17 protein-coding genes are annotated in these 20,238 nt (G+C 65.9%); 6 read left to right on the top strand and 11 right to left on the bottom strand.

Features of this window, described 5'->3' with window-relative positions:
* Positions 1-106: 106 nt before the first annotated feature.
* Both CRM73_RS02665 and CRM73_RS02660 read right to left on the bottom strand, forming a co-directional pair.
* On the bottom strand, positions 107-745 hold the full coding sequence (locus tag CRM73_RS02665) for an HD domain-containing protein (protein WP_229586740.1): 639 nt from the start codon (positions 743-745) through the stop codon (positions 107-109).
* A gap of 192 nt (positions 746-937) precedes the next feature.
* The gene (locus tag CRM73_RS02660) at positions 938-1,591 is read right to left on the bottom strand and encodes a maleylpyruvate isomerase family mycothiol-dependent enzyme (RefSeq protein WP_229586739.1); all 654 of its coding nucleotides are present in this window, start codon (positions 1,589-1,591) and stop codon (positions 938-940) included.
* Positions 1,592-1,705: 114 nt separating this feature from the next.
* Here CRM73_RS02660 and CRM73_RS02655 point away from each other — a divergent pair, with 114 nt between their 5' ends.
* Positions 1,706-2,845, top strand: coding sequence for an exonuclease SbcCD subunit D (locus CRM73_RS02655; RefSeq protein ID WP_229586738.1), 1,140 nt, complete (start codon positions 1,706-1,708; stop codon positions 2,843-2,845).
* On the top strand, positions 2,842-5,478 hold the full coding sequence (locus CRM73_RS02650) for an AAA family ATPase (protein ID WP_229586736.1): 2,637 nt from the start codon (positions 2,842-2,844) through the stop codon (positions 5,476-5,478). The genes CRM73_RS02655 and CRM73_RS02650 overlap by 4 nt, the downstream gene beginning before the upstream one ends.
* Positions 5,479-5,490: 12 nt before the next feature.
* Here the strand turns inward: CRM73_RS02650 and CRM73_RS02645 are convergent, their stop codons facing one another.
* Positions 5,491-6,060, bottom strand: a complete 570-nt coding sequence (locus CRM73_RS02645; RefSeq protein ID WP_229586735.1) for a dihydrofolate reductase family protein — start codon at positions 6,058-6,060, stop codon at positions 5,491-5,493.
* Positions 6,061-6,224: 164 nt separating this feature from the next.
* Here CRM73_RS02645 and CRM73_RS02640 point away from each other — a divergent pair, with 164 nt between their 5' ends.
* A complete protein-coding gene (locus CRM73_RS02640) occupies positions 6,225-6,773 on the top strand; it encodes a hypothetical protein (RefSeq protein ID WP_229586733.1) in 549 nt (182 codons plus the stop codon).
* Here CRM73_RS02640 and CRM73_RS02635 read toward each other — a convergent pair.
* The 3 genes from CRM73_RS02635 to CRM73_RS02625 form a co-directional block, all read right to left on the bottom strand.
* Complete coding sequence (locus CRM73_RS02635; RefSeq protein ID WP_229586732.1) at positions 6,768-7,985, bottom strand: MFS transporter; 1,218 nt, start codon at positions 7,983-7,985, stop codon at positions 6,768-6,770. The two genes, CRM73_RS02640 and CRM73_RS02635, sit on opposite strands and share 6 nt — an antisense overlap.
* A gap of 147 nt (positions 7,986-8,132) precedes the next feature.
* Entirely contained in the window at positions 8,133-9,422 is a 1,290-nt protein-coding gene (locus CRM73_RS02630; RefSeq protein WP_229586731.1) for a Glu/Leu/Phe/Val dehydrogenase, read from the bottom strand.
* 236 nt (positions 9,423-9,658) lie between these two features.
* On the bottom strand, positions 9,659-10,330 hold the full coding sequence (locus CRM73_RS02625; RefSeq protein WP_229586730.1) for a DNA alkylation repair protein: 672 nt from the start codon (positions 10,328-10,330) through the stop codon (positions 9,659-9,661).
* A gap of 524 nt (positions 10,331-10,854) precedes the next feature.
* On the opposite strand from CRM73_RS02625, the gene CRM73_RS02615 reads away from it, so the two are divergent.
* A complete protein-coding gene (locus tag CRM73_RS02615; protein ID WP_229586729.1) occupies positions 10,855-11,277 on the top strand; it encodes a hypothetical protein in 423 nt (140 codons plus the stop codon).
* A gap of 39 nt (positions 11,278-11,316) precedes the next feature.
* The gene (locus tag CRM73_RS02610) at positions 11,317-11,646 is read left to right on the top strand and encodes an Lsr2 family protein (protein WP_229586728.1); all 330 of its coding nucleotides are present in this window, start codon (positions 11,317-11,319) and stop codon (positions 11,644-11,646) included.
* A 271-nt stretch (positions 11,647-11,917) separates the two neighbouring features.
* Here CRM73_RS02610 and CRM73_RS02605 read toward each other — a convergent pair whose 3' ends face one another.
* Both CRM73_RS02605 and CRM73_RS02600 read right to left on the bottom strand, forming a co-directional pair.
* Positions 11,918-13,831 (bottom strand): UvrD-helicase domain-containing protein, encoded by a 1,914-nt coding sequence (locus CRM73_RS02605; RefSeq protein ID WP_229586727.1) that lies wholly within the window; start codon positions 13,829-13,831, stop codon positions 11,918-11,920.
* Positions 13,828-15,921: an AAA family ATPase gene (locus tag CRM73_RS02600; RefSeq protein ID WP_229586726.1), complete on the bottom strand. Its 2,094-nt coding sequence runs from the start codon at positions 15,919-15,921 to the stop codon at positions 13,828-13,830. Before CRM73_RS02600 ends, CRM73_RS02605 begins: the two co-directional genes overlap by 4 nt.
* 758 nt (positions 15,922-16,679) lie before the next feature.
* Here CRM73_RS02600 and CRM73_RS02595 point away from each other — a divergent pair.
* Entirely contained in the window at positions 16,680-17,060 is a 381-nt protein-coding gene (locus CRM73_RS02595; protein ID WP_229586725.1) for a hypothetical protein, read from the top strand.
* 77 nt (positions 17,061-17,137) lie between these two features.
* Here the strand turns inward: CRM73_RS02595 and CRM73_RS02590 are convergent, their stop codons facing one another.
* The 3 genes from CRM73_RS02590 to CRM73_RS02580 form a co-directional block, all read right to left on the bottom strand.
* Positions 17,138-18,004 carry a nuclease-related domain-containing protein gene (locus CRM73_RS02590; protein ID WP_229586724.1) on the bottom strand — a complete coding sequence of 289 codons (867 nt, stop codon included), beginning with the start codon at positions 18,002-18,004 and terminating at the stop codon, positions 17,138-17,140.
* Positions 18,005-18,076: 72 nt separating this feature from the next.
* Entirely contained in the window at positions 18,077-18,769 is a 693-nt protein-coding gene (locus CRM73_RS02585; protein ID WP_229586723.1) for a hypothetical protein, read from the bottom strand.
* Positions 18,770-18,819: 50 nt separating this feature from the next.
* The gene (locus CRM73_RS02580; RefSeq protein WP_229586722.1) at positions 18,820-20,064 is read right to left on the bottom strand and encodes an exonuclease domain-containing protein; all 1,245 of its coding nucleotides are present in this window, start codon (positions 20,062-20,064) and stop codon (positions 18,820-18,822) included.
* Between the last annotated feature and the right edge of the window lie 174 nt (positions 20,065-20,238).

Genomic DNA, 20,238 nt, shown 5'->3' with positions numbered 1-20,238 from the left:
GGACTCCATGCTCCTCCCGGCTCGGGGACGGCACAACGGTGTGACCGCCCCGTTGCGGGCTCGCAGCCCTCGGGGTCTCCGCCGGGCTGCGGAGACCCCGCGGTGCTCACTCGGGCCAGGCGTTCTCCTGGATGATGCGCACGAAGTCCTCCCGGTGGAAGTCGGGGTCGAAGTGGGCGAGCACGTCGTCGTTCATGGTGCCGAAGGTGGTCTCGGGCCGGTCGGCCATGCCGTCGTAGAACGCGCGGAGGATCTTGTTCTTGAAGTCCGGCCGGGGGTGCGCGGCGACGACCTCGGCGCGGTGCTCCTCGGAGATCTGATCCAGGTCCAAGCCCAGCACGTCGGTCTCGACGCCGAGGGTGACCACGGCGACCTCGGGCTCCAGGTGCAGCGGGATGGCCGGCGTGGTGTGCAGGGCGATCGCCAGCCACACGTTGCGCGCCTCCTCGGCGGAGCGGCCGTGGTCGCGCAGGAACGCCTGTGCCGCCGCGGCGCCGTCGATCTCGAAGCGCTGGTCCCGGGTGCGGTACTCGTCGGTGAGGCCGAGGTCGTGGAACATCGCGCCCACGTAGGCGAGCTCCGGGTCCACCTCGATTCCGCGCGCGGCGGACTTGAGCATGCCGAAGAGGAAGACGCGGCGGGAGTGGTTGAACAGGCTCTCGTCGGCGGCTCGCCGGACCAGCTCGGTGGTCTCGCGGACGAGGGCGGAGTCGGGAACTGTGATGCCGGCGATGGTCTCGGCCAAGGTGTCTCCTCTGCTCGGGTGCGTGGTGTCGTGCGGGACCGGCGCGCGGCCGGCCCTCTCCTCACTCTCTCCCACCGGTGGCGGAATGCCCAGCGTCCGGACGGACGACCGTCCCACAGATCCGGACATTCCGGACGGCTCCACCCCGCGCCCCATGGGCACCGCCGGTGTCCCCCGCTCGGAGAAACGCGCTCAGGCGAGCGAGCAGCGGGACCGCAGGATCGAGATGCCCTCACCGGTCAGGTCGTCGCAGTACGCCGCGCGGCCGGCCAGCGCCATGACGATCGCCAGGGTGGGCCCGCTGACCAGTGGCCCGGCGCCGGACTCGAACGGACCGTCGGTCGCCACCAGGTGGAGGCCCTGGGCGGCGCTGCGGCTGGGCACCGCGAAGTCCTTGCCCACGTAGAACCGTGCCACCGAGGTCACGGTCCCGACCAGCGGCGTGCGCGGCAGCCCCAGCGGGCGGCGGATGTCCTGGCCGTGGACCACGACCTCCCCCAGCCACGCCGCGGTGTCCTTGGAGGGCGCCGCGGTGCTGCCGGCCACGGCCCGGAACCGCTGGAGCGTCTCGGCCGGGGTGGCGCCCCGGTGCTCCTCGAGGCGGCGCTGGTTGTGCAGGTCGAAGTCGAAGCGGGCGCCGAGCACGCTCCGGAGCCAGCGGAGCCGGCCGATGCTCGCGGCCGCGGTCAGGTGCGCGACGACGTCCACCACGGTCCACCGCTCGCACAGGGACGGCGCCGCCCACTGCGCCTCGTCCAGGCCGGCCAGGTCCTCGGCCAGGCGCGCCCGCTCGGCGTGGACGGCCGCCCACAGGTCGTTCCGGTTGCTCGGCTCCATGAGCCCCATCGAAGCACACGCCGGCGGTCCGGGGTGCCGGGGCCTTCGGTGTCCGCCGATCCCGATAGCGTGGCACTGGACCCACCCCCTGGGAGAGCACCCCCGACCGCACGAGGAGCCTCGATGACGAGCATCCGATTCCTCCACACGAGCGACTGGCAGCTCGGCATGACCCGGCACTACCTCGAGGGCGAGGCCCAGTCCCGGTACACGGGCGACCGGGTCGAGACGATCCGCCGCATCGGGGAGCTGGCCCGCGCCCGGGGGTGCGCGTTCGTGGTGGTGGCCGGCGACGTCTTCGAGCACGCCAACCTCAGCCGCCGGGACGTCGGGCGCGCCCTGGACGCCATGGGCTCGGTGCGGCTGCCGGTGTACCTGCTGCCCGGCAACCACGACCCGCTCGGTCCGGGGTCGATCTACGCCCAGGACGCGTTCCTCGGCTCGAGGCCGGACAACGTCGTCCTCCTGGACGAAGTGGGCCCCTGGCCGGTCGTCGAGGGCGTGGAGCTGGTGGCCGCGCCCTGGCGCAGCAAGCGGCCCGACGCGGACCCGGTCGCCCCGGCCCTGGAGGGGCTGGAGCCGGACGGGACGCTGCGCGTCGTCGTCGGCCACGGGATGCTCGACGAGCTGGACCCCGACCGCACCTCTCAGGTGACCGTGCGGCGCGCGCCCCTGGACGAGGCGCTGGCCCGAGGGGCGATCCACTACGTGGCGCTGGGCGACCGGCACATCCGCTGGCCCGAGGACGACCGCGGCGCGATCCACTACTCCGGCACCCACGAGTCCACGGGCTTCCGCGAGCACGGCCGCGGCCACGTGCTCGAGGTGGCGCTGGACGGGAGCACCGTGGACGTCACCTCCCACGAGGTGGGTCAGTGGGAGCACCGCGTCCTCGCCCGGCAGCTCGACGGCGCTGACGACGTCGGGACGCTGCGGGCCGAGCTCGCTGCCCTCACCCCGAAGGAGCGGATCATCCTCAAGACCGTCTTCACCGGCACCCTCAACCTCTCCGAGTCCGCAGAGCTGGACCGGCTGCTCGAGGAGCAGGCGGAGATCTTCGCGAGCCTCAACGCGTGGGAGCGGCACACCGACCTGGTGGTGATCCCGGACGAGCACGAGTTCGAGGACCTGGACGTCGGCGGGTACGCCGCCGACGCCGTGACCGATCTGCGCGAACTGGCGGCCTCGGACTCCGAGGACGCGCCCGCCGCCGGGGACGCGCTCCGGCTCCTGTACCGCCTCGTGGGAGGACCGACCCGATGAAGCTGCACCGTCTCAAGCTGGAGAACTTCCGCGGCGTGACCGCCCGCGAGGTCGACTTCCCCGACGCCGGGGTCGTCGTGCTGACCGGCCGCAACGAGATCGGCAAGACCTCGATGATCGACGCCCTGGACGCGCTGATCGAGCTCCCGGACAGCAGCCGGCACAAGAAGATCGCCGAGGCCAAGCCCGCCGGCCGGGACGTGCCCGTCCTGGTGGAGGCGGAGTTCTCGATCGGGACCACCCGCGTGGTCTACACCAAGCAGTGGCTGAAGCGGCCGTCCACGACCCTCCGCTACGTGGGCGGGGCCGGGGACGGCCGCACGCTCACCGGCCGCGAGGCCCACGACGCCGCCGAGCAGCTGTGGGGCGGGGCCGACACCGCGCTGTGGAAGGCCCTGCGCTTCATGCAGGCCGGCGGACTGACCCAGAACGCCCTCACCGACAGCGCGGCGCTGCGCCGGGCCCTGGAGTGCCACGCCGGCCAGGCCCAGGGCGACGACCGCGAGGTCGCCTCCCTCCTGGAGCGCGTGAGCGCGGAGTGCGACAGGTACTGGACCTCGACGCGGAAGAAGAACGCCAAGTACCTCCAGGCCGAGACCGACTGCCGTGCGGCCGGGACCGCGGCCGCGGAGGCCGCCGAGGAGCTGCGGGGCATCGCGGTGGTCGAGGAGGAGCTCGCCGAGCTCACGGAGGAGATCGCCGCCACCGGCCGGAAGCTCGGGACGGCCCGGGCGGAGAAGGCGGAACTGGACCGTGCCGCCGCGGAGATCGAGGCCGTCCAGCGGCAGCGGCAGGAGGCCCAGCGCCGGAAGGACGCCGCCCAGGGCGGGCTCGACCGCGCCCGGGAGCACTCGGCCCGCCGTGCGGAGCTCGTGGCCGCACTCACCGCCGATGAGGAGCGCAGCGCGGCGCTGGCCGAGGAGATGCGGTCCTGCGAGCAGGAGCTCGCCCCGGTGCACGAGCACGCCGAAGAGGCCGAGGAGCGCCGGACCGCGGCCCAGACCGCCGTGCAGGAGGCCCGGGCGGCCCACCGCTCCGCCCGGGAGGACCGGAAGCACCTCGACGACGTCGAGCGCCACCGCCGCGTGCTCGAGATCCTGGACTCCCTCGAGGCGGTCCGGGCGCAGCTGGCCGAGCTGCGGGCCCGTCCCGGCACGGAGATCGACGAGGGCGTCCTGGACGAGCTGGAGCGGGCCGAGCGGGCGGCGGAGAAGGCCGAGGCGGAGCTGGCGGCCGGCAGCGCCCGGGTGGAGCTGACCGCCCTGGGCCGCGCCCGCCCGATCACCCACGGCGACAGCACCGAGGAGATCGCCCCCGAGGAGCCGTGGTCCGTCCCGGTGACGGACGAGGTCGAGATCGAGATCCCCGGCGAGTGGCGGCTGCGGGTCTTCCCGGAGCAGGGCATCGCGACCCGCCGGGACGCCGCCCGCACGGCCCGCGAGAGGTTCACCGCGCTGCTGGCGCGGCACGGGGTCGACTCGGTCGCCGAGGCCCGCACCCAGTGGCGCGCCGCCCAGGAGTTGGCGCAGCAGGTGCGCGAGGCCGTGGCCCAGCGCGACCGCCTGCTCGACGGCGAGGACGAGAGCCGCCTGCGCGACGACCGGGACCGCCTCACCGCCGCGATCGAGCAGTACGGCGACCGGCGGGACGACGACGCTCCGCTGCCGGAGACCGCCGGCGCCGCCCAGGAGACGGTCGAGGCCGCCGAGGCCGCCCTCAATGACGCCGAGGACGCCGCGCTCCATGCCGAGGCCGCTGCCGAGGCGGCCCGGTCCGCCCTGCAGTCCGCCCAGACGACGCTGCACTCCCTCCAGGGCGCCGCGCTCGAGCAGGAGCGCGCCCTGGCCGGCTCCCGGACCCGGCTCGAGGACGCCCGCCGCGAGGCCCCGGACGAGGACCTCGACCGTGCCGCCACCGCGGAGGCCGAGGCACTGGCCGCCGTCCAGGAGGAGATCGACGGGCACGAGGCGGCCCTTGCCGGCCTCGACGCGGACCGGGTGCTCGCCGACCAGCAGCACGTCGCGGACGAGATCACGGGGCTCGAGACGCTGCTCGGCGAGCGGCGGGGCCGCCACCAGTCCCTGGCAGGGCGGCTCGAGGGCATGGGCCGGGACCGGGTGCAGCTGGCCCACGACCAGGCCGAGACACGGCTCGAGGCGGCTCGTCGCCACCTCGCCGGGATCGAGCGGCGCGCCGAGGCCGCCCTGCTTCTGGAGCGGACGCTGCTGGAGCACCGCGAGCGCGCCCACGCCCAGTACGTCCAGCCGTTCCGCACCGAGGTGGAGCACCTCGGCAGGTCGGTCTACGGCCCGGACTTCGAAGTCCAGGTGAGCGGGTCCCTGGAGGTGGAACAGCGCAAGCTCGACGGCGACTGGCTGCCCTTCTCCGCCCTCTCCACCGGGGCCAAGGAGCAGCTGGTGATCCTCATCCGGCTCGCCACCGCTCTGCTCGTGGATCCGGAAGACGGGGTGCCGGTGCTGCTCGACGACGCCCTGGGCCATTCCGACCCGCAGCGGCTCCGACGGCTGGCCTCGGCCATCACCACCGCCGGGGAGCGGACCCAGGTGATCGTGCTGACCTCCAACCCCGAGCGCTTCGTGAACCTGCGGGAGGCCCACCGCATCGAGATCTGAGCCCCTGCGGGTTCAGGAGGCCGGCCCACCGCCCGAGGGCGCCATCGGGCCCACCACGCGGTAGGTCGCGCAGACGAACGCGCGGTTGCGGGCCACGTCCGTCAGCTCCAGGTCGAACCGGCGGGGGAACAGGGGGCGGCCCGCCCCGAGCGTGACCGGCGCGATGGAGACCATCAACTGGTCCAGCAGTCCCGCCTCGGCGAACTGGGCGGCCAGGTCGCCGCCGCCGACCACCCAGATGTCCTTCCCGCCGGCGGCCTCCGCGAGAGCGGCGTGGATCGGTGCCACCTCCCCCTGGGCGAAGCGGAGGTCGGCCCCGGCGATCCCCGGCAGCTCGGTGTGGGTGACCACCCAGGTGGGCATGTCGTAGGGCCAGTCCTCGCCGGAGGCCTGCAGGTGCGCGCGGACCCACTCGTAGGTGGTGCGGCCCATCACGACCGCCCCGACCCCGGCGATGAACTCGTCGTAGCGGAACGGCCCCTCAGGATCGGTGTCCTGCCGGAACAGCCACTCCAGGGAGTCCTGCTCGTCGGCGAGGTAGCCGTCCAGGGTGGTGGCGGTGTAGAAGACGGTGCGGGTCATCGGAGGCCTCCTGGGCGTCGCTGCAACCCGTCGATCGGATTCCCGGAACCGGGGGTGACTCCAGCATGGCGCAGCACCAGTCGGGCCGGAAGGCACGGAGACCCACTGGCCGCTCACGTGAGGTGGACCACATAGAATCGTGGTCACCGACGCGAGGAGGCGGCATGAGCATCGAGGACGAACGGCGTATTCGCGCTGCCGCCCGGGCACCGCACGAGCCGCAGCCGCGCCGCCGCACCCCGCACGGCCGCGGTGCACGCGAGGCCGGTCTGGAGCGGGCCCTGGACGAGGTGCGCAAGGTCGGGGTCGAGGCGAGCGATCTGCTGCGCAGAGAAGGCCTGAAACCGGCCAAGCTCGTGCACGTCCCCCGCGGCGCCAGGTCCTACCCCCTGGTCGGCCACGCATTCTCCCGGGTCGCGTGCGGCTACGGGTGGCACGTCATCCGCGGCCTCGTCGTCGGCACGGACGGCCGGCTGTGGACGCGCACGCCGCTGCACGACCCCACGCCGCAGAAAGACCTGGACGCGTGGCGGCTGGACGTGGAGCCTCCCGGCGGGCGGGGCGAGCTGCCCCACCCCGTGCAGTACGACGGGACCTCCCTGCACACCGTGCGCCGGCTCTCGGAGCACGAGTACCTGAAGGTCGACCTCATCGACCACCTCACGGACGGCTACGCGCGGCTGCTCGTCCTCCACCACCGCCGGAGGTCATGAGCGGCGCGTGCCGTTCCGCAGGAGGCCGAGGAGCACGACCACGGCCAGCAACAGGACCATGCCCGCGTAGCCGATCGCTGTGGGCACCAGACCGACCTCGCCCGCGACGGCACCGGCCGCCACGGCCGGGATGCTGTGGGAGAGATAGCTGACCACGTAGATCGCCGAGAGCAGCCCCGCCCGCTCGTGCGGCGCCGCCTGAGGCAGCAGCGTGCGCAGCACCCCGAGGAAGCCGGCGCCGAAGCCGACGCCGGCCACCACCGTCGCGGCGAAGTACAGGCCCACGGACCCGACGACGAGCGCCGCGATCGTGGCAGCCATGCCCACCACCAGGACGCCCATGCCCACGGCGAGCACCCGCTCCGGCGAGGTCCTGCCGAACAGCAGGATCGCGATCCCGCCGGTGCCCGTCAGCGCCGCGACCACGAGACCGGTGAGGACCACGGAGTCCGCCCCGGTCAGCGAGCGGACCAGGTTGGGCCCCAGGGAGATGATCAGACCGCCCAGGGACCAGCACGCAGCCGTGGCGGGCAGCACCCACACCGCCGAGCGGCGCACCTGCGGCGGGAAGGAGACGCGCGGACGCAGCGAGGCCAGCGCCCCGGGGGCACGTTCCACGGTCTCGGGGCCGAGGGCCGTGCCCACGGCCTGCAGCACCAGCAGCACCAGCAGCACGAGGAAGATGAGGTCGATCATCTGCGGGGCGGCCGCGACGATGAGGCTCGAGGCCACCGCTCCCCCGGCCAGACCGAGAACCGGTCCCGCCCCGGTGATCACGGTCCCCAGCCCCCGGCGGCCCTCCGGTTCGAGTTCGATGACGTAGGCGCCCAGCGCGCCGGTCGCGGTGCCCGTCGCCACGCCCTGGACCAGCCGTGCCAACACCAGGGTCGCCTCGCTGTCCGCCAGCACGAACACGGCCATCGCGGCGATCTCCAGGGCCAGGGCGGCCAGCAGCACCGGGCGGCGCCCCAGGTGGTCGGACAGCGACCCCACCGTGAGCAGCGCGGCGAGCAGGGACACCACGTACGCGGCGAAGATGACGGTCAGCACGACCGGCGGGAAGCCCCACAGGTCCTGGTACAGCGGGTACAGCGGGCTGGGCGCGCTGGAGGCGGCCATGACCACCACCAGCACGGACGCCTGCATCCAGAACGCCGCCTTCGCGGACAGCACGGGACGACGACGGGGCGCGGCGCCGGAGCGGAGGAACATGCAGGGCCTTTCGGGACGGACCGGGGAACGCGATGTCGTCGCGTCAACCTCACGGTAGCCCCGCCGGTGGACCCCTGGGGACTCACTCCGCCCCGGCGGGATGCCCTCGCCCCGCCCCGACTCCTCAGGAGGCCCGCCCCCGGCCGATCAGGGGTAGAGGCCCCGCGTGCGGTGGGCGTCGGCCACGCGCTCCACGGCGGTGACGGTGGCGGCCTCGCGCAGGGTGAGGCCCCGGGCCGAGGCGACGTCGAGCAGGTGGTGCCAGGCGGAGAGCATGCGGTGCTCGAGACGGTGGTCGACCTCCTGGCGGGACCACCAGTAGGCCTGGTTGGACTGCACCCACTCGAAGTAGGAGACGACCACGCCCCCGGCGTTGGCCAGGATGTCCGGCACCACCAGCACCCCGGCCTCGGTGAGGACCCGGTCGGCCTCGGCCGTGGTGGGGCCGTTGGCGCCCTCGACGACGACCCGGGCCCGGACCTCGTGGGCGTTCGCCCCCGTGAGCACCCCTTCCACCGCCGCGGGCACCAGGAGGTCCACCTCGAGAACCAGCAGCTGTTCGCCGGGGATCGTCTCGGCCCCGGGGAAGCCGACGACGGAGCCGATGACGGCCACGTGGTCCTGCAGGGCGCGGATGTCCAGGCCGTCGGCCCGGTGGACCGCTCCGTACTGGTCGGAGACGGACACCACCTTCACCCCGGCCTCGGTGAGGAACAGGGCGGCGTCGGCGCCCACCTTCCCGAAGCCCTGCACCGCCGCGGTGGCCCGCGCGGCGGTGATGCCGACGTGCTCGAGGGCGGCCAGCGCGATGTGCACCACCCCGGCCGAGGTCGCCGAGGCGCGCCCCAGGGATCCGCCGAGGCTCACCGGCTTGCCGGTGACCACCCCGGGCACGGTGTAGCCGGAGGAGACCGAGAAGGTGTCCATCATCCAGGCCATGGTCTGTTCGTCCGTGCCGATGTCCGGGGCGGGGATGTCCTTGTCCGGACCGATGATCGGCAGAATCTCGGAGGTGTAGCGGCGGGTCAGCCGTTCGATCTCGGGACGGGAGTAGCGGCGGGGGTCCACGGTGATGCCGCCCTTGGCCCCGCCGTAGGGGACGTCGATCAGGGCGCACTTCCAGGTCATCCACATCGCCAGGGCACGGACCTCGTCGAGGTCGACCTGCGGGCTGTAGCGCACCCCGCCCTTGGCCGGGCCCCGGGAGACGTTGTGCTGGACCCGGTGACCGGTCAGCACCTCCACCGACCCGTCGTCACGGCGCAGCGGGATGCTCACGGTCATCTCCCGCCGCGGGCTCGCCAGCAGGGCGTGCAGACCGGGCTCGTAGTCCAGGGTGGCCACGGCGGAGGCCAGCTGCGCCTGGGCATCGACCAGTGGGCCCACGGTGTGGGGGGTGGTACCGATCCCGGGCAGGGACGACACGTCGGTGGTCATGGCGGCAGGTTCTCCTGAAGGCAGTGAAAGGGAGGTCGCGGCACGAATGACTCCGGCCTGCGGAGTGTGATGTGCACAACATCAGTGTGAGCCTCCAGAACCGTCAGGAACAGCGATGAATTCTGCGCATGAATCATCAGGATCGCTTACCGAACCCCGGTCATTACCTGCGACTCCAGGACGCTCGGGACCGTGCCGCGGTCCCGGAGAGCAACGGCAACGAGCGCCGGCGTCTCCTACCGATCGTCCCGTCGGCGCACCATCTCGGCGATCCACACGGGGGCGTACGGAGACGTGCAGTTCGGCGGGGTCGGATAGTCCTTGAGCACCCCCAGGCGCTCACCGATCTCGAGAGCCCGGGTTCGGTGCTCGGGGTGCTCGATCCCGATCTGCGCCAGGCAGGTGTTCATCGCCCACTGCAGGCGCTCCGGGGCGGCCTTCATCTGCGCCTCGATGACGTCGAGCAGGCCGGCGAGGTCGAGGCCCTCGGGCTTCTTCACCACGCGGTCGGCGGTCAGCGTCCACCCGGCGCTCGCGACCGCGGGATCCGGATCGGCGAACCACGCCACGCGGAGGTCCTCGGCGTGCGGGCTCTTCTTCACCACGTAGTTCACGAACCAGTCGTGCACCTTGGGGACGCGCGTCTCGCGCACCATGGCGCCCAGCTCGTTGCGTTCGAACGCCTTCGGGCGGCAGATCAGGAGAGCCAGCAGTCTCGCCGCGGTGTCCCCCGTTCCCCAGAGCTCGAGGGCGAGGTCCTGCTGCGCCTTCAGCCGCTTCGCGACCGCCCGCAGCTGGGTGAGGTTCACCCCGTGGTCGTCGCCGTGCCGCTCGTTAACGGCACGCACCCTAAGGTCCTCGAGCGCGGCCAACTCTGCCAGCACCTCGCCCACCGTTGTCTCGGCCATTCCGGCCTCCTGTCCGTTGCAAATGAGAGCCAGACTACGAGAAAAGCGGTGCCCGGCCGGGAGCACGCGGGATCAAATGTCATCTTGTCTTGCGGCAGACCCACCTCCAGACACTCCGTGGTCGGTGTAGACGTCATCGCGCCGAACGCCAGGCCGCAGGAGGTCAGAAAACTAACCGTCGGCATCCTGTTGCCGCGTCGACACTCTGACGTACCCGATCAGCTTCCCCACGCCCACCTCAGCAGTCTCGCAACTGACATTGAGTACAAATCCTAGGGGCATGGATAAAGCACGAGGATGCGAGACAAACCAAACCGCCGAAACTTGTGGGTGCAAAGCATCCGGACGAGACGTCTCGCATCCCATGCCTTCAAAGACACACCAGTGAAGCCGCGTCTGCGTATGGGGTAAATGCGTGCAATGGTTACGATGAACCTGACTAGTGATCGTCAGAGGCCGTAGGAGGAACGATGCCGTTTGAGGTGTTCGACAAAAGAATGACTCCATTGGCCAAGGCGCCGAGCGTGACCATCCAGAAGCGCGGAGTCATCTCGTTGAACAAGGCCGCACACGGCCTGATCAATAGCGCGATGACGGTGGAGTTGCTCTACGACCGTGACCGTCAGGTCATGGCGGTGCGCGCCACCGATGATTCCTCACCGCATGCCTACGCGGTGCGCAGCGCGTCCAAGCGTGGCCCTGGGCAGGCGGTCATATCGGCCACAGCTTTCACTGCCTACTACGGCATCGACACCACCGCCACCCGGCGATGGAAGCCGTTCATGGAGGAGGACATGCTCTGCGTGGACCTCAGCGAGGAGGGCACCGTGATCACCGGCAACCGCACCAAAAGCACGCCACCGGCAGACGCTGTGGAACCAACCGAAGCACCAGTCGTCGATGCGGCTCCTCAAGCGCCTTCCGACGACGACCCCGACAACCCCTGACCCCACTCCCTCACCCGGATATCGAAAGGAACCCCACCCATGGCCCAGAAGGTCGAAGTACACCTCGAGGACGACCTCGACGGAGGCCCTGCCGAAGACACCATCACCTTCACCCTGGACGGCAAGGACTACGAGATCGACCTATCCTCCACCAACGCTGAGAAACTGCGCGAGGCGCTGCGCCCCTTCGCGGAGGCCGGCCGCAAGACCACCCGTGGTGCCGGCCCCCGCGGCACACGGCCACGTGCTAAGGGCAGTAACCCGGACACCGCCAAGATCCGCGCCTGGGCAAAGGAAAACGGCCACGAGGTCTCCGACCGCGGCCGGATCCACCAGTCCGTGAAGGACGCCTACTACGCCGCACACTGAGCCGACAGCGCCCCCGCCCGGGATGGGCGGGGGCGCAGTTGGTAACCGTGGACGGCTAGTGATCGGTGAGGACTTTCACCCGATCCCTCATAGGCGGGAATCACAGGCCTTCGCATCCAATGTCGTCGTTGTCGTTGACACCCGAACCCAGGTTCGAGAGCAGTTGAAGAGAAAAACCGGGTGTGCCGACTCGCGCCACGTTCTAAGTTTTTGCACGCTGCCCTTCTAATTACTTGTTGTACTGAGTGCAAGCAGCCATCACCTGAAACAACTAGGGCATTTCGGCTACTTCAAATCCCAGCTTTCGAAGTTTTTCAGCAGTGGCGTGCACGTCGCTAACCTCTCTGAGTGAAATTACAACATCAAGCTCAGATCTAGCCCGCGAGCAGCCCACATAGAAAAGTCGATAGGCAGAAAGCAGACCCTCTATAGCGGACAAACTAAAAAGTTTTTTAGCGTTAGTCACTCCAGGCTTACTGAGATACGCATTGAATACGGATCCATAAAGTTCGGAGAAGAGCGGCGACCCACCAAATGCGTCCAGAATTCCCTGCGCTTCAACAGTAATGGATTCCTCTGCAAGGGGAAATGTCGGTGCTCTTAGCCGAGAAAAATCAACAGCAACTCGCGACTTGGCTGAACGGAATGCACAAGACAGCTGAGCCAGGAGCTTTTCAAGCATGTCGAGGTTTAGATCAAAAAACGGCCAAAGATCAAACAGTTTCTTCATTTGAACAGTCGGCGAGTTGCTCGTTTCGGCAACAAAAACGACCTTGTCATGACTCTCACCCTTTACTCCGTGCTGGGTAGATCGTGTAGGCGACGACCGGAACTCGAAGACCGCGCGTACCTGCTGGAAAGGGATAAGCACGAGCTGGTCATACTCTTCGTTTGCTAGGTATCCGCTGATATCAGTTGCCCGTTCTACCTCCAAATCGGACAGCACCTCAAGGACGTCCTTGATGCTAGAACCTTCATTCCTCATAGCTACAAATAATACGTTCAGCTGAGCAGAAAAAAGCGCCTTATCGCCGTGCACGTGAAAAGCAAAGACACCGAAGTCTTTCGAGTGCGTGCGCAGCATTTTAATCACAGTTCCAATGTGGCCACACGTAAAACTCGCCTCAATCTCAAGCAGACCATACAAAAGGCGAAGTAATGGGTTCGGAGTTTTTTCCCACTCCGGTTCCATGAGCACGCTCGCGGCCGGATAGCGAGAGTTGTAACCATGATCAGGCATCGCTTGCAAGACTTTGAAGAGGGGCAGGGAACCGATAGCATCGAAGATCGATGAGTTGTGAACACTCAGAGTCAATGTGTCCGCATCTGCAATGCGTTTAACCGTTTGATCCGGCGCCTCAGTAAAGTGCACTCTCGGCGTAGCACCGTCCGCATCACAGTCCGCGATCTGCTGCAGGCTCTCGTCGTTGTAAATGGCGTTAAGGACTGAAACTATCGCTGGCGTTGAACGATAGTTCACAACCTCACGTTTCTCAACGTTGAACTGACTTATCAGGGTCTGGAATCTTGCCGGGTCAGACTTGTAGATCTGCTGCATCCGATCCCCGTATAGATGAAGACCGGCCTCAGAGTCCTTTACAGCTTTGAGAAAAAAGCCGAGTACGTTGACGTCGGTGTCTTGATACTCATCAATGATCACTCGCCGATACTTCTCACTAACACGCCGGTAAATGCTTGGATATCGCTCTGCACAGGAGGCAACGAATGACAGAAGGTCGTCGTGGGACAGGCCTCCCCGGTACAGCGTGTTGAACGGTCTTTCGTTGTAATAGAGAGCCTGCACCGAACCCACAACCAACTCGAACGTCAGCGGATCACCGAGTTTCTTCCGATACCTTGCGTTGCTTTCCTCTGTCGTCGTACTCCCGTCCGCGTTCTCTATTCGAGTCTTGATTTCGTCACCATAAACATCGAAGTAGTGCGCAATTATCTCGGGTGCCGAAAAGAGTGAACGAGCAAAACTACTTAAAAAGGAGTGAATGGTGGACACTTCGACGTACGGAGAAGAGATGTCCAATTTCAGCTCATCTGCCGCTCTATTGGTGTAAGTCACACAGAGAAGACGGTCAAAAGGATGCTCAGCCGACCATTCTCGCACGACTCGCTTAATCTCCGTACTTTTTCCACTGCCTGCTGGCGCGTTTATAAGCTTAAGGTTACTCATGCGTCGAGCCATTTCAACGCGCAAAGGATATATGGGGGCACTTTTTCCATCAGCTCTGGCCGCAACAGCAACGAGTACATAAAGTCTGTTTTTTGATTTGAAGTAGATGAAACTATTTGCCTGATCGTTGGAGCCGACTCCTTCCGCGGGATCGAGAACACTAGCCCAGATTCTTTGCGGAAGGTTCCCCACTCCTCCTTTGTACGCGACTCCCAGACCTCAGTTTCTAATAGCATGGCAAAGACTGCCTCCTCGAAGGTACGCGCATATCCCTCGCGCGAGGATTGGAACGCAATGGCGGCAGGTTCGGCGTCTGGGAGTAGCGCAACCCCGGCCTCATTAGAAATCTCCTCTAACAGCACTCCAATAGTTGGCTTCGTCTTCTTCCCTGACTCTTCTTTGCCAAAGAAGTCATTGAGAGTCGCGTTGGTCGCCGTAAGCGGCGCAAGTTCTATGAAATTATTGATTTCGCTATTCTTCTCATAATCGAGATCCGTGATAATGACGGTCTTGAGATGCAGCGTGTCAACAATGAGCGGTTTATAGACGTGCGCGTATGCTCCACCAACCTGGACGTACGAAATGTACTGGGTGCGAAGTCCGAGAAGATCCTCGCGCTCTTTGATGAGCGCTTGAATATACATTCGCTCCGTATCACCCTCATACATGATGACTTTGTCGGCGAAGAGCACATCGGAGAAGTTGATCGCATATAAGAAGCTGTAAAGCCGTTGGGTCTCTTCTGACTTTCCTGCGACGTGCTCAGTATGGAACTTCCGCAGATCGACAACTCGACAATCATCCTTCTCGGTCTTAAGTACCCGAAGCTGCTCAATCGCGCTTGAGCGGATGATTTCGCTTGAGTGCGTTGTTACGAGTGCTTGGAATTTACTGACTCCCTTAACGCGGGAGAAGAGGTGCTTGATAAAGGCATTCTGCATCTGCGGATGCATATGAGATTCCGGCTCTTCAAGAACCAATATGTTTACAAGAAAACCGTTTTCCTCTGAAGAGACCGATCGAATGAAGGATTCTGCTTCCAAATGCAAGTAAATTAGATTACTGTAGCCAAGACCTTGCGAAGCTTCCCCAAGGGGCACACCTCCCCCAAGATACCGGGTTTGCATAGCGCGGGAAATCATCTGAACGGCATGCTCTTCTGTGATATGGAAGTCGAGGAAAAGATCACTCTGCCTGGCACCATTCGTGCTGGAAATCGAATCTATGACTGTGTTCAAGCTCTTGAGCGCTTCATCAGTAGTCAACTCGCGGATCTTGAGCGCTTGAATTGCATCTATTACCTGATCCGGCAGTTGAGAGAGCAGTTCCGACCAGCCCTCATCCTCCTTCGCAACTTCGATGAGGCGATGGTTCAGTCCGCCCGACTTATCCTCATTCGTGTCGTCGAGAGCACGAGACGCTTTCACTGCTTTGAAGTTGAACAGGCGACTAAAGCTCGGAACACTATCCATCGGAAGCGTGTTGGAGAAAGTTTCATCAGCGAAGAATGCTTCAGATTTCGAACAGGCAATTAAGGCGGCATCGACTTTAGTTTGTAAGGCCAGAAATTCCGACGAGCCCACGTCAACCTTTTCGAGCGAAGTCCATTCACTTTTTTTAATTGCCTTGCAAATCGCTTCGTATAAATCAGTACAGCCAGCGATCAACTTGTCGGGCTTAGAGCAGAAGCGATACTGGAAGTAGAACGAACTTTTCTCCCCGTCAAGATCCATTAGGTAGTCAGCAAATTGCCGAATGTCATCAACATCCGGGTCGTATTTTACTTCAATGCGAACTTCGATTGAAGGGGCTCTCTTGCCGAAATCATCGCTTTCTAGCAGAGACTTATAGCTAGCTTCTCCCTCAATTGCCGCCCCGATGAGGGTCGAGAACCATTCGTATCGGTCCGAGGCACCGAAGTCGTCAGCGCGGAATACTCCTTCTCCCCCGAGAACCACCCTTAGGAGATCGATGAGAGAGGTCTTGCCTGAGTTATTTGCTCCCGCGAGAACAGTCGCACCGTTCTCGAAATGGATTTGTTGCGCTTTAAATCGGCGGTACCCGTCGATATAAATTGAACTAATTCTCATCAATCGCTCCTGTCAAAGGTTTCTTCGCCATGTTCGACCATAAGGGCTCCTACAACACGTGCATACAGCCAGAATCAACCACTATGTGATGACTCCTTCGGCTCCAAGCCCTACTACAGCAATCTTTCTTCATCTGCCCTAATTATGACAGCAGAACTCAGCCTGGATGCGCCGATGTCGAGGGTCGCGGAGGGTGAGTCTTGACAGACGAATGCCCTTCTTGCTTGAGACGATGGGAGTTTTTCAAGTTTTCTCGTCACCCAGCAGAAGGCACCTGATAGTGCGAGTTTCTCACAGCTTTTCGGCTGATTTCGATGGCCCCAACCTCGTGTTCACCGCCTGGCTTCTCCCGTAATAGGCCTGGCCGAGATGGCCGGGCTCCACGAACTCGTCGCCGACCGCCTTACGGTGCCGGGTACGGCCGGGTCCAACGCTCCCGCGAAGGTCCCTACCCTGGTGGCGGGGATGGTCGCCGGGGCCGATAGCATCACCGATATGCGGCTGCTGCGCCACAGTGGTCTGGGACGGCTATTTTCCGCAGCCCGAGCCCGACAACGCTGGGCACGCAGCTGTGGGCTTACACCCTTGGTCACGTCCGTCAGCTCGACGTGCTCGTCTCCCGTCTGCTGGTCGGACTCACCGACTAGGTTCCGTGGTAGCTGGCCCGTGCCGCGAAAGTCGCCTACCTCGATGTCCACGACACGATCCGGCGGACCCATGGCTACGCCAAGCAAGGCACCGGCTACGGCTACTCCGGGGTGCGGCGACTGAACGCGCAACTGGCCACGCTCTCGACCCCGTCGGCGGCCCCGGTAATCGCCGGCATGAGGCTGCGCCGGGGCGCGGCGGCCTCGGCCCAGGGGGCGCCACGGCTTTTCGGCGAAGCGATCGCCACCGCCCGGCGGGCCGGGGCCACCGGGACGATCATCGTGCGGGCGTACTACAACCGGGACGTGGTCACCGCCGCCCACGCGGGCGGGGCACGATTTTCGATTACCGCACGGATGGACACGGTCGAAGAGCGGTTGGCTTTTGGCGAAGAAGACATCCCAATCGAGATGGTCATCGAAATCAAGCTCGATGAAGACCTCTCTGCTGAACTTCAGCGCGAAGTGGAGGCCGCACCGCAGGAGGACTGACATCCCCTGCCGAGCTGCTTGGTTCTGTTGAGTAGTCGCCCCGAGTCCGAAGCCTTGGCAGGTCAAATGGTGCTTCGTCAGGAGAGACTGCCGAGGAGCGTGCCGAGCAGGAACAGTCCCCCGCCGATGAGCAGGCCTGCATAGGCCAGTCGCACGGCCACGTACACGCTTCGTCGTCCTGCCGCCCACGCTCTGCGACGGCGTCGAGCCGCGAGCACGCCTGCCCGTAGAGCCCGGAAACGGCTCTGTAGCGTTGCGGGATCCTCGGATTCTTGGGGGTCGCCGTGCCAGGTGTCCGGCAGCGCGGCGACTGCGGCAATCCGGGTGATTTGCTCAATGCTGAGCACGGGCGGTTGCCGGCGGAGCCAGCGCAGCAACTTGTGGCCGGTCACCACCGTGACCCCGGCGGGTGGCTCTTTGATCTTCAAACTTTTCGGTTCCACCAGGATGATGAGGCCGGTGACGGGCACCGACTCCCCTACCGCGGCGGACAGCAGGTTCTGTGCCCGGGTGGCTTCGTGGAAAGCCTTGGGGATGTGCAGCTGCTTCTGTCCGGCCACCATTAGGGTGCGGCCTGCCACCCATACCGGCTGTCCGGCGTGGTTCTTGGTGTTGAGGGTGAACACCCCGGGCGGGCCGATCAGCACATGGTCGATGTCCGTCCCTCCAGCGCCGACAGGGACGGCGTGCAGCACCGTCCATTCCGGACCCAACCGGGCCAAGATCTTGCCGACGATGATCTCTCCCACCGCCCCCTTGTACCAGGGCCGGGCGTCGACGTTGAGGGGATTGGCGCCGATGAAGCGGTCCCACCACGAACGCGCAGGTTCGCCTGCCTGCAGGGCCAACACCTGGCTGATGGCCGCCTGGCCCGGGATCCTGTCCGTCAGTGATCTCGAGGGCGGTTGCGCGCTGGTATGCCCGAAAGGCACTGGCTGGTCCACGAGCGGAGGAGTCAGCGACCTCCCATCACTTACCTCGGCCACGGCCTGGTCCCTGGAACACCTGCTGGGCGATCATGCCGAGACGAGGACGGGGTCGGTCTGGGTCGCTTCGTCTGCCGTGGTCGGGAGTGGTTCCGGCCATCGGCGCACGATGGGTCCGCCGATGGCGTTGAGGTAGGTCTGGCGGGTCTTGCGGGTGCGGTCTGTCTCGATGTCCAGCCAGAAGTTCAGCAGTCGGGCGCACCCGTTGGCCACGCGTAATGCCTCGATCTCGACCGGCTCCGGGGAGTCCGTGTCCGTGGACCAGGAGCTGGCCGGCGGGACACCGGGCCAGTCGATGTCCTTCAACGGCGCCAGCCGCTTGGACTCCGGAGCCGGCAACCCGGCGGCTTTGGCTTCCTTGCGGCGCCGGGCGTTCTCGGCGTTGAGCGCGGCGCGGCGGTCGTTTTCGGCCCAGAACATTCCCTGCAGCAGGTCAATCCAGGCATCACAGTCGGCGATGAACTCCTCCGGGTCGAATTGCGCAGCCTCCAGGACCAGCGGTTTGGTGCACACCTGGCGGGCCCGTGCGGTGAGCAGCACCGGACGACGGTAGGTGAGGGACAAGAAGGCCTTCTCGTCGAAGCCGTCGGTGACGACCGCGTTGGTGTTGGTGGCCCGTAGCGGACCGTTCATGGTGGTGGCCGAGACCTGCCACAACGCCCACCGCCCGTCATGGATGTCCAGGACGGTGATGCCGTGCGGTGTTGGGTCTTTCTCAGCCATAGCGGGGCTCCTGAGGAGAGGGGGGCGATGAGGGCGGGCTGGTGGGCTCGTCAGTATCCGGAGAGATCCAGGGCGTCGAGGATGAGGTGTTCCGGGGGCAGGTCGTGGTGGCGCCACACGCGCTTGGCGGAGCGTTTGAGCCGGTCGTTGCAATCGCCTCCGCAGACGTGGCGGTCCCGGTAGATCCAGTGGATCTTGGGACCGACTTTCTGCCCGCACCACACGCACGGTTCCCCGCCGGCGGCCCTGCCGGTGGGGTGAGCCAGGCTCTGACGGAACCAGGCCCAGTAGTCCAGGTTCTCGAGACTGAAGCGGCGGGCCTGCTCCAGGACGTAGTCGGGGGTGCGGGAGCGGGTGGCCCCGGCGCGAGCCAGGCGTTGGCGCAGGGCCTCCTCGTGGAGGGAGAGCCGGGCGAGAAACTCGTCTTCGGTGATGATCTCCAGCGCCTGGCCGGCCTCGACCAGGGCGAAGGCATCCTGCAGCTTGGTGGTGAACTCTGCGCCGGGCTTGAAGGTGTGCACGTCGAAGTCCCCGGTGACGAGAATGGTGGTCTTCTTGCCCACACTCCCCTGGGTGGCCCCGGCCTGCTCAACGACGATTTCCTCGGCCACCTTGCGCTTCATGCTCTGGAGCTTCCCGGTGAAGCAGACCACCTGGTTGGCGAAGCCGGTGCCGGTGAGGGGTTCTGGCGCCGAGTCCAATGCGCTCAGTGTCGCCTCCTCGGCCTCGGTGGAGGTGCGTACCACCGTCACCGCTGCCCGGGTACTGAGCTCCTCCAGGGTGGAGCAGTCCAGACGGTTCGCCAGGGCGAGCAGCACCTGCGCGGCCGCCTGGGCATCGGCCACCGCGTCGTGGTGCTCGAAGCCCACCAGCCCCAGGTGCTCCACCACCCACGGCAGGGAGTAAGAGGGCAGCGTCAGCGTCGCCTTGGCTAGTTGCAGAGTGCACAGGCTTTGCAGCACCGGCCAGTCCAGATCGCACACCCCGCAGGCGTTGAGCAGCACCGAGGTGTCGAATGCCGCGTTGTGGGCCACAATCACATCCCGGCCGATGAACTCCATCAGACGCTGGAACGTCGTCGGCCACTGAGGCGCATCCGCCACCTGCTCACGGGTGATCCCATGCACGGCGACGTTGCGTGCCGCGAACTCATCGCACCCGGCCGGAGGCCGAACCAGCGTGGTGAACCTGTCGATGATGCGCCCGTCGCGGACTTTCACCGCCCCTACCGCACACACCGAGGACCGCTGGGCATTGGCCGTCTCGAAGTCGATGGCAGTGAACGACAGCGCCATACCCACCCTTTCTATGTTTACTCATATTCATGCTGGCAGACGCTGACTACCGATAAGTAGTTACTGGACGGAAAAGGCAATTTAAGACAAGGTCGCTACAGCCCATGCGGGCCTGTCCCGCACGGGACAATGGGCCGATCACAGGGCACGAAGGCGCCCCATTGCCGCCCCTCC

This window comes from Kocuria sp. CCUG 69068, assembly GCF_020833785.1.
In the GTDB taxonomy this organism is placed as follows: domain Bacteria; phylum Actinomycetota; class Actinomycetes; order Actinomycetales; family Micrococcaceae; genus Kocuria; species Kocuria rosea.
Note: the sequence above shows the minus strand (reverse complement) of the source record. Positions and strands in the feature narration are given on the sequence as shown.

Excerpts from the sequence above, each read along its gene's own strand:
- CRM73_RS02630 (WP_229586731.1), bottom strand. The coding sequence starts at position 9,422 with ATGACCACCGACGTGTCGTCCCTGCCCGGGATCGGTACCACCCCCCAC.
- CRM73_RS02625 (WP_229586730.1), bottom strand. The coding sequence starts at position 10,330 with ATGGCCGAGACAACGGTGGGCGAGGTGCTGGCAGAGTTGGCCGCGCTC.
- CRM73_RS02660 (WP_229586739.1), bottom strand. The coding sequence starts at position 1,591 with ATGGGGCTCATGGAGCCGAGCAACCGGAACGACCTGTGGGCGGCCGTC.
- CRM73_RS02635 (WP_229586732.1), bottom strand. The coding sequence starts at position 7,985 with ATGTTCCTCCGCTCCGGCGCCGCGCCCCGTCGTCGTCCCGTGCTGTCC.
- CRM73_RS02650 (WP_229586736.1), top strand. The coding sequence starts at position 2,842 with ATGAAGCTGCACCGTCTCAAGCTGGAGAACTTCCGCGGCGTGACCGCC.
- CRM73_RS02600 (WP_229586726.1), bottom strand. The coding sequence starts at position 15,921 with ATGAGAATTAGTTCAATTTATATCGACGGGTACCGCCGATTTAAAGCG.
- CRM73_RS02605 (WP_229586727.1), bottom strand. The coding sequence starts at position 13,831 with ATGAGTAACCTTAAGCTTATAAACGCGCCAGCAGGCAGTGGAAAAAGT.
- CRM73_RS02640 (WP_229586733.1), top strand. The coding sequence starts at position 6,225 with ATGAGCATCGAGGACGAACGGCGTATTCGCGCTGCCGCCCGGGCACCG.
- CRM73_RS02610 (WP_229586728.1), top strand. The coding sequence starts at position 11,317 with ATGGCCCAGAAGGTCGAAGTACACCTCGAGGACGACCTCGACGGAGGC.
- CRM73_RS02585 (WP_229586723.1), bottom strand. The coding sequence starts at position 18,769 with ATGGCTGAGAAAGACCCAACACCGCACGGCATCACCGTCCTGGACATC.
- CRM73_RS02655 (WP_229586738.1), top strand. The coding sequence starts at position 1,706 with ATGACGAGCATCCGATTCCTCCACACGAGCGACTGGCAGCTCGGCATG.
- CRM73_RS02580 (WP_229586722.1), bottom strand. The coding sequence starts at position 20,064 with ATGGCGCTGTCGTTCACTGCCATCGACTTCGAGACGGCCAATGCCCAG.
- CRM73_RS02645 (WP_229586735.1), bottom strand. The coding sequence starts at position 6,060 with ATGACCCGCACCGTCTTCTACACCGCCACCACCCTGGACGGCTACCTC.